Source organism: Scrofimicrobium sp. R131 (genome assembly GCF_040256745.1).
In the GTDB taxonomy this organism is placed as follows: Bacteria; Actinomycetota; Actinomycetes; order Actinomycetales; family Actinomycetaceae; genus Scrofimicrobium; species Scrofimicrobium appendicitidis.
Genome location: NZ_CP138335.1, coordinates 1,326,753 through 1,339,641, shown reverse-complemented (window position 1 = coordinate 1,339,641; position 12,889 = coordinate 1,326,753). Strand labels below are relative to the sequence as shown.

The 12,889-nt window shown below is 65.0% G+C and carries 10 protein-coding genes; 8 read left to right on the top strand and 2 right to left on the bottom strand.

Going from position 1 to position 12,889, the window contains the following annotated elements; all coding sequences use genetic code 11:
* The first annotated feature begins 1 nt into the window (after position 1).
* On the top strand, positions 2 to 1,309 hold the full coding sequence (locus tag SAC06_RS06250) for a lactate racemase domain-containing protein (RefSeq protein ID WP_350257449.1): 1,308 nt from the start codon (positions 2 to 4) through the stop codon (positions 1,307 to 1,309).
* Positions 1,310 to 1,413: 104 nt separating this feature from the next.
* On the opposite strand, the gene SAC06_RS06245 is transcribed toward SAC06_RS06250, so the two are convergent.
* Entirely contained in the window at positions 1,414 to 2,850 is a 1,437-nt protein-coding gene (locus SAC06_RS06245) for a glycoside-pentoside-hexuronide (GPH):cation symporter (protein ID WP_350257448.1), read from the bottom strand.
* Positions 2,851 to 3,136: 286 nt separating this feature from the next.
* Between SAC06_RS06245 and uidA the strand changes: the two genes are divergently transcribed.
* Genes uidA through SAC06_RS06210 form a run of 7 tightly spaced genes read left to right on the top strand, consistent with a single transcriptional unit; the run spans position 3,137 to position 11,856 of the window.
* Positions 3,137 to 4,924, top strand: a complete 1,788-nt coding sequence (gene uidA / locus SAC06_RS06240) for a beta-glucuronidase (protein WP_350257447.1) — start codon at positions 3,137 to 3,139, stop codon at positions 4,922 to 4,924.
* Positions 4,921 to 5,802 carry an ATP-dependent sacrificial sulfur transferase LarE gene (locus tag SAC06_RS06235; protein ID WP_350257446.1) on the top strand — a complete coding sequence of 294 codons (882 nt, stop codon included), beginning with the start codon at positions 4,921 to 4,923 and terminating at the stop codon, positions 5,800 to 5,802. The genes uidA and SAC06_RS06235 overlap by 4 nt, the downstream gene beginning before the upstream one ends.
* 2 nt (positions 5,803 to 5,804) lie before the next feature.
* Positions 5,805 to 6,500: a nickel pincer cofactor biosynthesis protein LarB gene (gene larB, locus SAC06_RS06230; protein WP_350257445.1), complete on the top strand. Its 696-nt coding sequence runs from the start codon at positions 5,805 to 5,807 to the stop codon at positions 6,498 to 6,500.
* On the top strand, positions 6,493 to 7,965 hold the full coding sequence (gene larC / locus SAC06_RS06225) for a nickel pincer cofactor biosynthesis protein LarC (protein ID WP_350257444.1): 1,473 nt from the start codon (positions 6,493 to 6,495) through the stop codon (positions 7,963 to 7,965). The genes larB and larC overlap by 8 nt, the downstream gene beginning before the upstream one ends.
* Positions 7,958 to 8,980, top strand: coding sequence for a LacI family DNA-binding transcriptional regulator (locus SAC06_RS06220; protein ID WP_350257443.1), 1,023 nt, complete (start codon positions 7,958 to 7,960; stop codon positions 8,978 to 8,980). The genes larC and SAC06_RS06220 overlap by 8 nt, the downstream gene beginning before the upstream one ends.
* A 42-nt stretch (positions 8,981 to 9,022) precedes the next feature.
* Positions 9,023 to 10,450: a glucuronate isomerase gene (gene uxaC / locus SAC06_RS06215; RefSeq protein ID WP_350257442.1), complete on the top strand. Its 1,428-nt coding sequence runs from the start codon at positions 9,023 to 9,025 to the stop codon at positions 10,448 to 10,450.
* Positions 10,447 to 11,856, top strand: a complete 1,410-nt coding sequence (locus SAC06_RS06210; RefSeq protein WP_350257441.1) for a mannitol dehydrogenase family protein — start codon at positions 10,447 to 10,449, stop codon at positions 11,854 to 11,856. The genes uxaC and SAC06_RS06210 overlap by 4 nt, the downstream gene beginning before the upstream one ends.
* Positions 11,857 to 11,895: 39 nt before the next feature.
* Here SAC06_RS06210 and SAC06_RS06205 read toward each other — a convergent pair whose 3' ends face one another.
* Positions 11,896 to 12,852: a lysylphosphatidylglycerol synthase transmembrane domain-containing protein gene (locus SAC06_RS06205; protein ID WP_350257440.1), complete on the bottom strand. Its 957-nt coding sequence runs from the start codon at positions 12,850 to 12,852 to the stop codon at positions 11,896 to 11,898.
* Between the last annotated feature and the right edge of the window lie 37 nt (positions 12,853 to 12,889).

Here is a 12,889-nt window from a genome sequence, read left to right as displayed (position 1 = left end):
CATGAGCGAGCTGTATCCCGGGGTGCCCGAGGCAGCCCGGCTGGGCGGTCCTGACACGGTGCTCAGTGAGGACCAAATCCGTCAGTTTGTGCTGACGGAGTTGGGTCGGTACGACTTTGACGGCAAGCGGGTCACGCTGGTGGTGCCCGACGGGACCCGCCACGCCCCCGTGGCGATGATGGCTAAGCACATCCGCGATGCCCTCGGCGACAGGCCGAAGGACGTTCGGGTCGTGATTGCCCTGGGGACGCACGACGACATGAGTGAAGCGGCTATTGCCCAACTGATGGGCACCGAGCCGGGCGAGTTCAGCCGGGAGTACCCCGGCTGGCAGATCTTCAATCATGCCTGGCGCGACGAGGATACATTCGCCAACCTGGGGACGATTGATCGGGCCCAGATTGGCGAGTTTTCCGGCGGCCGGTTGACCGACCGAGACATGACGGTCCTGGTCAACAAGATGGTGGTGGACACCGATATCACCCTGATCCTGGGACCGGTCCTGCCGCACGAGGTAGTCGGTATCTCCGGGGGAAACAAGTACCTGTTCCCGGGCCTGTCCGGTCACGACGTGATCGACATGTCCCACTGGGTGGGCGCGCTCATCACCTCCTTTGACATGATTGGGGCGCGCGGCATCACGCCGGTCCGTCGAATGATCGATGCGGCGGCAGCGCTGGTCCCCTCGGAAAAGCTTCTGCTCGGAATGATTGTGAAACCCGGCAGCCTGGACCTGCAGTTCGTCTCCTTTGGCGACGCCCGCTCGTCCTGGGAGGCCTGCGCGGACGTCTCCGCCGAAGTTCACGTCAAGTACGTGCCGAAAGCCTACCGGCGAGTCGTCTCGATCATGCCGACCATGTACGAGGACATCTGGACCGCGGCCAAGGGGTTCTACAAGCTGGAGCCGGTGGTGGCCGACGGGGGAGAGCTAATCCTCTACGCCCCGCACATCACCGAGATCGCGCACATGCACCCCGGGCTGCTGAACATTGGGTATCACAATCGCGACTACTTCGTAAAGCAGTGGGATCGGTTCAAGTCTCATCCCTGGGGCGAGCTGGCCCATTCCACTCACCTGCGGGGAATCGGCTCCTACGACGCGGAAACCGGCGAGGAAACCAATCGGGTGACCGTCACCCTGGCGACCTCCATTCCGCGCGGGGTGGTTGAGAGCGTGAACCTGCGGTACCTGGATCCGTCCGAGGTCGACTTTGAAGCGCTGGCCGCCGACCCGGACACCCTGGTGGTTCCGCAGGCCGGTGAGCTGCTGCACCGGCTAGAGAGTGAACGAGGGAACCTTCCCAAGTAGATATTTGCAGCTGGTGGCCGGACCCATCGCGGGTCCGGCCACTTTTGACGTCAAAGGGGGGGGCAGGCCGGTTGGCCTGCCCCCCCCGAGTTGGTGAAACCTAACTAGGCTCCGTGCGCCCCGGAGGTCGCAGCGCTGCCGGCGTCGCCAACGGCGTGACGTTCCTGGAGGGTGTGGAAGTTCTCCATCACCTTCTTCTTGCTGAGCGGGTAGGCAAAGCCCATCACCAGTGCGGTCAGCAGGTAGAGGACCCCGGGAACCAGCAGGAACAGCAGGTAGATGCCCTGGAGGGTGGAGTCGGCTTGGGGTTCACCGGCTTTGGCCAGCTCGGCCGAGTAGCCAACCAGGGAAACGGCCCAACCAACGACGTAGCCGGCCACGGCCTGGCCAAGCTTGCGCGACCACGAGTAGATCGCGTAAATGGTGCCGTCGTCGCGTTCGCCGGTGACAACTTCCTGGTAGTCAAGCACGTCGGTAATGATGGCCCAGACGATGATGTTGTAGAAGCCCACCCCGATGGAGATGAAGAAGAAGATGATGATGAAGACCATCGGGCTGGTGATGTGCAGGAAGTAGGCCACGATACAGAGGAGGGCGGAGAAGGTCAGGGCGGTAGCCAACAGTTCCTTCTTGCCGTACTTCATGGAGATGCGGGTGGCAATCACCGAGATCAGGAAGACGGGGGCAATGGAAACGATCTGTGCCCACGACATCATCTCGAAGGCGCCGAAGTAGTCCTTCCACAGGTAGGCAGTGGTCGTGCCGGCCACCTGGGAGCCAATCAGGAACAGGAGCGCGCCGCCAACCAGGGCCAGCAGTGGGCGGTTGCGGCCCAGCGTCCCGAGCATCTGACCGAAGGAGACCTGATCTTCCTTGGACTTAGGGGCCAGGATGATCCGTTCTCGCACCAGCGAGTAACAGGCGACGTAGCACAGGACGGCCAGAATCGAACAGACCGCGGCCGCGATTGCCATTCGGCCACCGTCAAGCTGGTTATCGACGTTGACCACCCGGGGCAGAATCGCCGAGATGATCAGGAAGGCCAGCTGGGCGCCGACCGAGCGGAAGACGGACAGGGAGGCGCGGTGCTCGGGCTTGTCCGAGACCACGGCGGCCATGGAGCCGTAGGGGATGTTGATCATCGTGTAGAAGACCGAGCCCCAGATGACGTAGGTGATCACCATGTAGGTGAGCCGGACTCCGTAGCTGGCATCGACGACGAACGGCATGTACATGGCGGTGGAGGCCAGGGCGACCGGGATTGCGATTCGCAGGATCCACGGCCGGAAACGGCCATTCTTGGACGGCGGCAGCAGGTCGACCAGGCGGCCCATTCCGACGTCGGTGAACGCGTCCACGATCCGGGCGACCAGGAACAGGGTCCCCACGTGGGCGGCGCTGATGCCCATCACGTCGGTGTAGAACACCATGAAGAACATCATTTGCAGAATAAAGGAGAAGTCGTTTCCGAAGTCCCCGAACATGTAGCCGATCTTGTCACGCCAACCGAAGGGGCGGACGTCGGTAATTTGCCTAGCCATTTCTCTCCTTTTGTGTTGGCCGCTTCCTTGCGCCGCCAACGAGCTCAGCAACTTCATCTTCGTTGAAGGTCCCAAATGATTGGTAGCTACAATCTCGCACGGGGGGCAAATACCACTGCAATGTTGCCAAGTGTTGTCTCAATTTGCCTGAAAGGAACCTGATAGCCCACGCTCAGCTTGTGGCAACAACCGGCAACTTGCCCCTAGCCGGCGGTCCGGTTGGTGCAATATCTTTAGTTGATGCTGCCCGTCACATCTGATGGCACCGCGTGGTAAAGGAGCCTTTATGTTGTCAGTTCGCCAGTCGTGTTCGCGCGACGTCTACAGTTTGGACGGCCTCTGGGATTTCCAGATTGACCCAACGGACCTTGGAAATACCGACCGATGGTTTGCCACCGGATTGCCAGCACCGAGGTCAATGCCGGTGCCGGCTTCGTACAACGATATTACGGTCGACAACGCCGTGCACGACCTGGTGGGCTTGGCCTGGTACCAGCGCGAGGCCCGGGCTCCGCGCCGGCTCGGGTCCTACCGCCTGATCCTCCGGTTCGGCTCGGTCACCCATTCGGCCGTGGTGTATGTCGACGGGATCGAAGTGGTGCGCCACGACGGTGGCTACCTGCCCTTCGAGGCCGACATTACCGACTTGGTGACCCCGGGCCAGCCGTTCACGGTCACGGTCTCGGTGGACAACCGACTGTCCTGGCAAACGTTGCCACCGGGTTTCATTCAGACTGACGTCAGTGGCCGCCAGGTCCAGCGCTACTTCCATGACTTCTACAACTACGCCGGGATTCACCGGTCGGTCCTGCTGTACACCCGCCCACCGGTAAGCGTGGTCGATGTGACCGTCACTACCGACCTGGCCGGGGAAGATGGCCTGGTTCGCTACCGGGTGGAGGCACCCGGGGCGGAGCAGGTGAGCGTGCGGATCCTGGATCAGGCCGGGGTGGCCGTAGCTGAGGCCACCGGCTCGACCGGGGAGGTGCGGGTCAGGCAGGCTCACCGATGGCAACCGGGTCGGGGCTACCTCTATACCCTGGAAGTGCAGGCCGATGAGGACACCTACCCGCAGCCGTTTGGGATCCGGACGGTGGAAGTAAAAGATTCCCAGTTCTTGATCAACGGCGAGCCGTTCTACTTCCGCGGTTACGGCCGCCACGAAGACAACCCGATTCGGGGCAAAGCCCACGACGACGTGTCCATGGTCCACGACTTCGAGCTGATGAAGTGGCAGGGGGCCAACTCGTTCCGCACCTCCCACTACCCCTACGCGGAGGAAGTGCTGGACTACGCGGACCGCGAGGGCTTCGTCCTGATCGACGAAACGGCCGCAGTCGGCCTGAATGTGGGCCTGACCGGGGGGCTGTTTGGCAACCAGGATCAGTTGGTGACGTTCTCAGAGCAGACTGTCAACGACCGGACCCGGGACGTGCACGCCCGCCATATTCAAGAGCTGATTGCGCGCGACAAGAACCATCCGAGCGTGGTCATGTGGTCGATTGCCAATGAGCCCGAGTCCTCCAGCGAGGAGTCGCGGGCCTACTTTGAGCCGCTCGCCCAGGTGGCCCGCGCCGCCGATCCCACCCGCCCGGTCAGCTACGTCAACGTGATGCTGTCCCCGCCCCACCTCGAAAAATGCATGGATCTGTTCGACGTGATCATGCTGAATCGGTACTACGGGTGGTACGTCGACACGGGCAACCTGGCCGACGCGGAAGCGCATCTGCGAACCGAGGTGGCGGGTTGGGTACAGGCGTTCCCCGGAAAGCCGATCGTGTTCACCGAGTACGGCCCGGACACGCTGTCGGGCCTGCGGGACCTGTTTCACCGGCCTTGGTCGGAGGAGTACCAGGTGGACATGCTGGACATGTTCCACCGGGTGTTTGACGAGTTCGACCAGGTGGTGGGCGAACAGATGTGGAACTTTGCCGACTTCCAAACCGCCCCCGGAATCATCCGGGTGGGTGGCAACAAGAAGGGCATGTTCACCCGCGAACGCGAACCCAAGGCGGCGGCCTACGCGGTGCGGCAGCGGTGGCAAGCGCAGGCGCGGAAAGAGGGGTCGCGATGAGTTCGCTGGTCTACCCGGCTGCCGACCTGCGGGTCGAACTGCCCGCCGAGCTGGAGCAAATTGCCGAATCGGTAGCGGTCCAGGTGGGCGAGGTGGTTGATCGGGCCCCCGGATCCCGCCTGGGGATTTCCTACTCGGGTGGGGTGGACTCAACCGTCCTGGCGGCCCTCACCGCCCGGGCCCTCGGTCGCGCCCGCACCGTGTTGCTGCTGGGGATCTCCCCGTCGCTGGCCCGGCGGGAGCGGGCCTTCGCCCACCGCCAGGCCGAACAGCTGGGCCTGGAAGTGATCGAGGTCGAGACCGAAGAAATCGAGGATCCCAACTACGTCGCCAACGGCATCGACCGGTGCTACTTCTGCAAGTCCGAGCTGTTCACCCGCTTTGACCACCTGGACTTGCCCGGGATCGCGGCCGTGGCCTACGGGGAAAATGCTGACGACTCGCGCCGCCCCGACCGTCCGGGCCAACGAGCCGCCGGCGAGCACCAGGTGCTGCGTCCCCTGGTTGGGGCCACCAAAGCTCAGATCAGAGCGATCGCGGATGCAATGGGGCTAATCAGCGCCGACAAGCCGGCCACCCCCTGCCTGTCGAGCCGGATCCCCCACGGCCAGGAGGTCACCGCCGAAAAGTTGGCGGCCATCGACGCGGCCGAAGAAGCCGTCTTCGCGGCCGGATTCACCGACTGCCGCGTCCGCCACCACGGCACCATTGCCCGGATTGAGGTGCCGGTGGCCGAGTTTGGCCTGCTGGCCGACCCGGAACTGAGGGCCCGCTTGCTGGAAGGCGTCAAGGCGGCTGGCTTTGGCTACGCCACCCTGGATCTGGGTGGGATCCAGTCGGGTTCCTTCACCCTGTCGCTGATGAAACGGCCGGCCTAGCGATGCAGCCGATTGCCGATCTGGACTTTGGCCGCTACCAGCGTCGCGGCTATGCCGAAGCCGTCTTCACGGAGGGCAAAACGGTCGACCAGTGCGCTGAGATCGCCCGCCTGTGGCGCCTGAAGTCGGAGGGGGTGGGGGTGGCCGAGTTGGGCCACGTGCTGTTCACCCGGGCCGACCGGGCCCGAGCTGAGGCGGTCCTGTCCCAGCTTCCCGGGGCCCAGTACTATCCGGAGGCACAGCTGGTTGCGTGGCCCGGAGCCGTCCCCGAGCCGGTTGGGGGCCGGGTGGTGGTGGCCTGCGCCGGCACCTCCGATCTGCCGGTGGCCCGCGAAGCCGCGCTTACCGCCCGCTACCTGGGCCGCGACGTAATCGAGTTGGTTGACGTGGGCGTGGCCAACCTGGACCGGATCCTCAAGCACCGCCGGCTGCTGGAAGAGGCCGCCGCCGTGGTGGTCGTCGCCGGGATGGAAGGTGCCCTCGCCTCGGTGGTGGCGGGTCTGGTTCGGGCCCCCGTGATCGGCGTGCCCACCTCCGTGGGCTACGGTGCCTCCTTTGGCGGGGTGGCCGCACTGCTGTCGATGCTCAATGCCTGCGCCCCCGGAGTCAGTGTGGTCAACATCGACAACGGCTACGGAGCCGGACACCTGGCCGCCCAAATTAGCGCCCCCGCCCGAAAGGAGCCAACCAATGACTGAAGCAGTTGATACCGAATCGCTGGAAGCCACCCTGGCTGCGGCGGTGGCCGAAGTGAGTGCCCAGCCGGAACCGCACCATCACCACGTCAATGCCGACGGGGAGCCGGTCGCGCCGGGCCGGCGGATTGAACCGGGCCAGGTCTGGCTGAACACCCCGGAGACTCCCGAACGAAGCCTGTGGATCGACGCTTCCGAGGGGGTGGCCGGCGACATGCTGCTGGCGGCCCTGATCGACGCGGGGGCGGACGCGGGTTCGATTGCCACCGTCCTGGACCGAGTGGCCCCCGGCAAGTTGCATCTGCAGACGAGGGCCGTCAAGCGCGGTGGCATGGCCGCTTTGAAGGTGGACGTGATCGCGGACGAGCCGGAGCCCCCCGTCCGGCACCTGGCCGAGATCGAGGAAATGTTGGATCACTCCGGGGTGCCCGAAAAGACTCGCGACTGGGCTCGGGCCGCCTTTCGGCGCCTGGCAAAGGCCGAGGCGCGTGCCCACGGCGATACCGTCGACTCGGTTCACTTTCACGAGGTGGGTGCGCTCGACTCTATCGGCGACATTGTCGGGGTGTGCGAGGCTCTGCGCACGCTGAACATCACCTCGGCCACCTCTTCCGTCGTGGCGGTGGGGGCCGGGCAGATTCAAACCTCCCACGGGACCCTGGCCGTTCCGCCGCCGGCCGTGGCCGAGCTGGCCCGCGGCTGGCAGATTGAAGCTGGGGGAGGCCCCGAGGTGGGGGAGCTCTGCACCCCGACCGGGATGACCCTGATCCGGACCGTCTGCCAGGCGGTGGAGCCGCTCCCATCCCTGCTGGTGGAGTCGGTAGGACGCGGGGCCGGCACCCGGATCCGCGCCGACCGGCCCGGCTTGGTCCGCGTCCTGATCGGAACCAAGGGAACCGCGTCGGTAGTGGAAGCCCCGGTGACAGATCCGGCGGTCCAGGCGGTGCACCTGATCGAAGCCAATGTGGACGACCTTGATCCCCGGCTCTGGCCCGCCGTCTACGACCGGGTGCTTGATGCGGGAGCGATCGACGTCTGGCTCACCCCGATTGTGATGAAGAAGGGTCGACCCGGACACACTTTGAGCGCGCTCTCGTACCAGCAGCACCTGGATGCGGTTACCGATGCTTTCGTCACCCACACGTCCACGATTGGGATTCGGATCTCCGCCCCCGGCTATCGCCGGGTCCTGCAGCGGATTTGGCGAACGATCGACCTGGAAGGGCAGCCGGTTCGAATCAAGATTTCCGGGGACGGCCCGGGAGCTACGATTCAGCAGGCCACGGCCGAGTTCGTAGACGTGGAGCGGGTGGCCCGCGTGTTGGATCAGCCGCAACGAATTGTTCTTGCTCGCGCCGGCGTGGAGGCGTGGAGCGAAGGCCTTTACCCCGGGGCCCCCTGGCCGGCCCCCGACCTGAGCGAAGACGCTGAGGGCGATGCCTCACAAGGTGGTGAGATCAATGAGTGATAGTTCAGAATCAGACGGCGATCGGCGGGTGACCATTTACGATGTGGCCGAGGCCGCGGGGGTGGCCCCCTCCACGGTCTCGCGTGCATTCTCCCGTCCCGGACGGGTCAACGCCCAAACTGGGCAGCGAATTCGGGAGGTGGCTGAAGCCCTGGGTTACCGCTCCAAGCCGGTTCCCCGGGGAGAACGCGGAGAAGCCAACCACATCCTCGCCTTCGTCGTCGCCGACGTGACCAACCCGATCTACGCCCAAATCATGCGGGGCTTCCAAAGTGAAGCCATGCAGCACGGCTACACCGTCCTGCTGATGGACACGCAGGAGGACGAGGTTGGTGAGCGCCAGGCGGTGGACGCCATCCTCAACATGGTGGACGGGGTGGCCCTCGCCTCGGCCCGGATGAGCGACTCCTCCATCAACCAAATCGTGAAGGTGCGCCCGGTGGTGGCAGCCAACCGGGAAATGGCCGGGATCCCCTCGGTCATCACCGACACCGATCGAGGTGTCCGCCAGGCACTCGAAGAACTGGCCCGGTTCGGTCACACGCGCGTCACCTACCTGTCGGGTCCGACGGCCTCGTGGGCCGACGGGGTTCGGTGGCGGGCCATCTCCACCATCGGCAAAGAAATGGGGTTCCAGGTTCGTCGGATCGGACCAAATGCCCCCTCCCTGGAGGGCGGGGCCGAAGCCGGCAAACAGTGGTTCTACCAGCGCACCGGCGCGGTGATTGGGTTCAATGACCTGGTCGCGGTCGGCTTCATGAAGTTCGTGCACCGAGCCGGGATGACCGTCCCCAACGACGTCTCGGTGGTGGGGGTGGACAACTCGATCGCGGCGTTCCTGACCACCCCAACTTTGGCCTCAATTGCCCCGCCGGCCAAGATGCTCGGGGTGCGAGCGGCCCGCGCCCTCATCAGCCAGCTCAAACACCGCAGCGCCCCGAGCGCTGAACTAATCACCGTTCCCACCAAGTTTGTGACCCGTGACAGTATCGGGCCCGCCCCGACCCTCGACTAGTAATCGCGCGCCGAAGCGCACTACCGGAAAGAAGGATGCATCATGTCAATTTCCAAACCTCCGTTGGCTCTTCACCCGGACCGGCTGTTTCCGGCTGACCCCAAAGTGCGAGACATCACCAGGGAACTCTACGGCCTAGTCCGGGACCTTCCGATCATTTCCCCGCACGGACACGTGCCGGTTGAGTGGCTGGCGAACGACACTCCCTTCGACAACCCAACCACGCTTCTGCTCACTCCCGACCACTACACCAACCGCATGCTCCACGGTGCTGGTGGGGTGGACCTGAGTGAGCTGGGTGTTCCCGTGGGCAGTCCGATTAGCCCCGACCAGGCGCGCCGAGCTTTCCGACTCCTGTGCGAAAACTGGCGCTACTTCCGGGGCACCCCGGTTCAGTTCTGGTTTGAATCTGAGTTCCACGACGTCTTCGGGGTCCGGGTCCGACCCTCCGCCGAAACGGCCGATGAAATTTACGACCAGATTGCCGACGCCCTGACCAAACCGGAGTTTCGGCCGCGAGCGCTGTACCGCCGCTTCAACATCGAGGCGCTGGCCACGACGGATGACCCCGCCTCCGACCTGGCCGATCACGCGGCGCTGGCGGCAGATCCCAGCTGGGACGGTCGGGTGGTCCCCACGTTCCGCCCGGATGCCTACCTGGAACCGGCCCGGGCTGACTGGGCGGAGCTGACCGCTCGCCTGGGTGAGGCGGCAGGAATTGAGATCGACTCGTACGCGTCCCACTTTGAGGCGATGCGACGCCGGCGCCAGTACTTCAAAGACCACGGGGCCGTCTCTACCGACCACTCGCATTCGGACGCCCGGTGCGAGCCGCTGGAACCGAAGGTGGCCGAAGAACTGTTCGCCGAGGCCTTGGCCGGGAAGATCAGTCCGGAGGGGGCGACGGCTCTGCGCCGGCACATGGTCTTTGACCAGGCCAAGCTAGCCGCGGAAGACGGACTGGTCATGACCCTGCACCCCGGGGTGGTTCGCAATCACGACCTGGAGGCGTTCGCGCGGTTTGGGGCCGACGTAGGGGGCGACATTCCCCACGCGGTCGAGTTCTCCCGGGCCCTGCAGCCCATGCTGACCGAGTTTGGCAACGCGGAGAACTTCCAACTGGTGGTGTTCACCATGGACGAGACGGTCTATTCGCGCGAGCTGGCTCCGCTGGCGGGCTACTACCGCGGCGTCTACGTCGGTGCTCCCTGGTGGTTCATCGATGAGACCGACGCGATTATGCGCTTCCGCCGGTCTGTGACCGGTTACGCGGGCTTCTACAAGACCTCCGGCTTTATCGACGACACCCGCGCATTCTGCTCCATTCCGGCCCGGCACGACGTGGCCCGGCGGGTGGACTGTTCATTCCTCGGCAACCTGGTTGCCGAACACCGATTGACCCTGGATGAGGCGGCCGAAGTTGCGGTCGACCTCGTCGTTTCCCAACCGAAGAGAGCATTCAAACTATGAGCCTGCCCCAGCTAAACCGAACCAACCACGGCCGTCCGGCCGCTCCGATTCGCCTGGTCCACCTGGGCTTGGGGAACTTCACCCGGGCCCACCAGGCGTGGTACACCGAGCATGCGGACGATGCAGAGCAGTGGGGGATTGCGGCCTTCACCGGGCGCCGTCCGACCATGGCCGAGTTGCTGTCCCCGCAAGATGGGCTCTACACGCTGATCACCAAGGGAGCGGCGGGGGACAGCTTTGAGGTCATCTCTTCGATTTCCGTGGTCCACCCGGCCGCTGACTACGCCCAGCTGATCGGCTACCTGGCCTCACCCGACCTGGCCGTCGTCACTTCGACCGTGACCGAAGCCGGCTACTATCGGGCGGAGGACGGTGGGCTGGACCTGGCCGACCCCGCGGTGGCCGCCGATCTGGCTGCCCTGGCCGAGTTGGTGGCGGGCGGTGAACTCACCGTGGACCGGATTGCAGCCACCCCGGTGGCCACGGCTCCGGCTCGGATCCTGGCCGGGTTCCTGGCCCGGCGCTCGGCGGGGGTTGGCGCACTGACAATTTTGCCGTGCGACAACATTCCCAACAATGGCCAGGCCTTCAAGCGGGTGATTGTCGAGGCGGCCGAGCAGGTGGAATCGAGCCTGTCAGCTTGGATTGAGGAGCAAATTTCCTGGGCCACCTGTATGGTGGACCGGATCACGCCGGCCACCACCGAGGAGGACCGGGCCAAATGCGAGGCGCAGCAGGGTTACCTGGATGCGGCCCCCGTGCCCACCGAACCGTTTAGCGAATGGGTGATCAGCGGCGAGTTTCCAGCCGGCCGACCCAGATGGGAGAGTGCCGGCGCCCAGGTGGTGGCCGACGTCGAACCCTACGAGCAGCGGAAACTGTGGATGCTAAACGGTTCCCACTCCCTGATGGCCTACTGCGCGCCGATCCTGGGCCTCGAAACGGTGGGGGCTGCCATCGAGCATCCGCTGGTTCGAGACTGGGTGCAGCAGTGGTGGGCAGCTGCGGGTCCGCGGCTGAGCGTCCCGTGGGAGGAGTACGCGGCAGCGTTGACCGAGCGCTACCAGAACCCGAACATTCGACACCTGCTGGCCCAGATTGCCCACGATGGTTCCCAGAAGATCCCGGTTCGGATCGCACCGGTCCTGATCGCGAGTGCCTGCGAGGGGGCGCCGGCTCCGGCCGCTGTTCGAGCCCTGGCCGGCTGGCTGCTGCACCTGCGCGGAGTTGGGGCACCGGTGGTGGATGCGCAGGAGGCCAAGGTGCTGGAACTGGCGGCCGGCACCCTGGAAGAGGCAGCCGCCAAAGTGTTGGCCTACGCGGCGCCGGAACTGGCCGGGGACGAGAGTCTGACCGCCAGCCTGGTCCAGGCGGCCAAGGAACTGCTGGCACTGGCCGAGGGCTGAGCTGATCCGGGTGGGGCCCAAGTGGCTCCACCACCCGGATCAAACTAACTGCCGGTGCCGGAGGACTCGCAGGGCGACGTAACCGACCGGGATCTGAAAGTAGAAGGTGACCAGGCGGAAGGCCACCGCGGCCGAGATCGCGGTGGCCACCGGCGCCCCTGCCAGGTGCAGTGCTGCCGCCAGGCTGGCCTCAATTGAGCCAACACCGCCCGGCACCGGAATCATGGAGCCCAGAGTGTTGGCCACCAGGTAGGCGGCGCCGACTGCCCACAAACTCAGGTCGTGGCCAAAAGCGGCCAGGCAGGCCCCGGCCGCGCCGATGAAACCGAGGGTTTGAATCAGTGCTCCAGTTCCGGCCACAGCCAGCCGCTTGGGGTGGTGAGAAACCCAGATTAGTTGCGGCTTGGTCTTGGCCCACAGCTCCCTCAGCTGGGAGCCGGACCAGCGGCGAAGCTGGGGAAGAGCGAGCGCGCCCCCGAGGACCACCGCGAGTCCCAGCCCGATCCAGAGAAACAGTTTGAAGTTCAGATGCAGATCCGGTGAGAGGCCGGCAAACAGGACCGCAACCAACACCAGCGGCAACGTGGTTAGAAAGACGGCGATCTCGATCAGGCTCAAAGTGCCGACGGCGGCGGTGGTTTGGACCCCACGTTTGACGAAGTAGCGCACGGTGACGGCAAACCCGCCCAGACCCGACGGAGCCACCACGCCGGCAAAGGACGAGGCCATCTGAACCAGGAGTGAGTCGCGAAATGGAGTTGGAACCGGGGCGAATGCCACCACCGGGAGCGCGGCCCCAACCCAGGTCACCGCCCCCGCCCCCACGGCTGCCACCAGCCACCAGGGGTTGGCTTCCCGCAGAGTTTTCTCCATCTGTTCCGGGTTCATCGTGTGGAAGACGACCAGAGCCGCGACTAGCACCAGGCCGATCATGAGCGCGATGCCGAGGTGTTTACGGGTTCCGGGGGAGAGGGACAGGTGCGCGGGCTCTGTCATTTGGCTCCTTGGGACTTGTTGCCCGATATTGCGTTGA

Coding starts and splice junctions, on each gene's coding strand:
- uxaC (WP_350257442.1), top strand. CDS start 9,023: ATGTCAATTTCCAAACCTCCGTTGGCTCTTCACCCGGACCGGCTGTTT.
- larB (WP_350257445.1), top strand. CDS start 5,805: ATGCAGCCGATTGCCGATCTGGACTTTGGCCGCTACCAGCGTCGCGGC.
- SAC06_RS06250 (WP_350257449.1), top strand. CDS start 2: ATGAGCGAGCTGTATCCCGGGGTGCCCGAGGCAGCCCGGCTGGGCGGT.
- SAC06_RS06210 (WP_350257441.1), top strand. CDS start 10,447: ATGAGCCTGCCCCAGCTAAACCGAACCAACCACGGCCGTCCGGCCGCT.
- uidA (WP_350257447.1), top strand. CDS start 3,137: ATGTTGTCAGTTCGCCAGTCGTGTTCGCGCGACGTCTACAGTTTGGAC.
- larC (WP_350257444.1), top strand. CDS start 6,493: ATGACTGAAGCAGTTGATACCGAATCGCTGGAAGCCACCCTGGCTGCG.
- SAC06_RS06205 (WP_350257440.1), bottom strand. CDS start 12,852: ATGACAGAGCCCGCGCACCTGTCCCTCTCCCCCGGAACCCGTAAACAC.
- SAC06_RS06245 (WP_350257448.1), bottom strand. CDS start 2,850: ATGGCTAGGCAAATTACCGACGTCCGCCCCTTCGGTTGGCGTGACAAG.
- SAC06_RS06220 (WP_350257443.1), top strand. CDS start 7,958: ATGAGTGATAGTTCAGAATCAGACGGCGATCGGCGGGTGACCATTTAC.
- SAC06_RS06235 (WP_350257446.1), top strand. CDS start 4,921: ATGAGTTCGCTGGTCTACCCGGCTGCCGACCTGCGGGTCGAACTGCCC.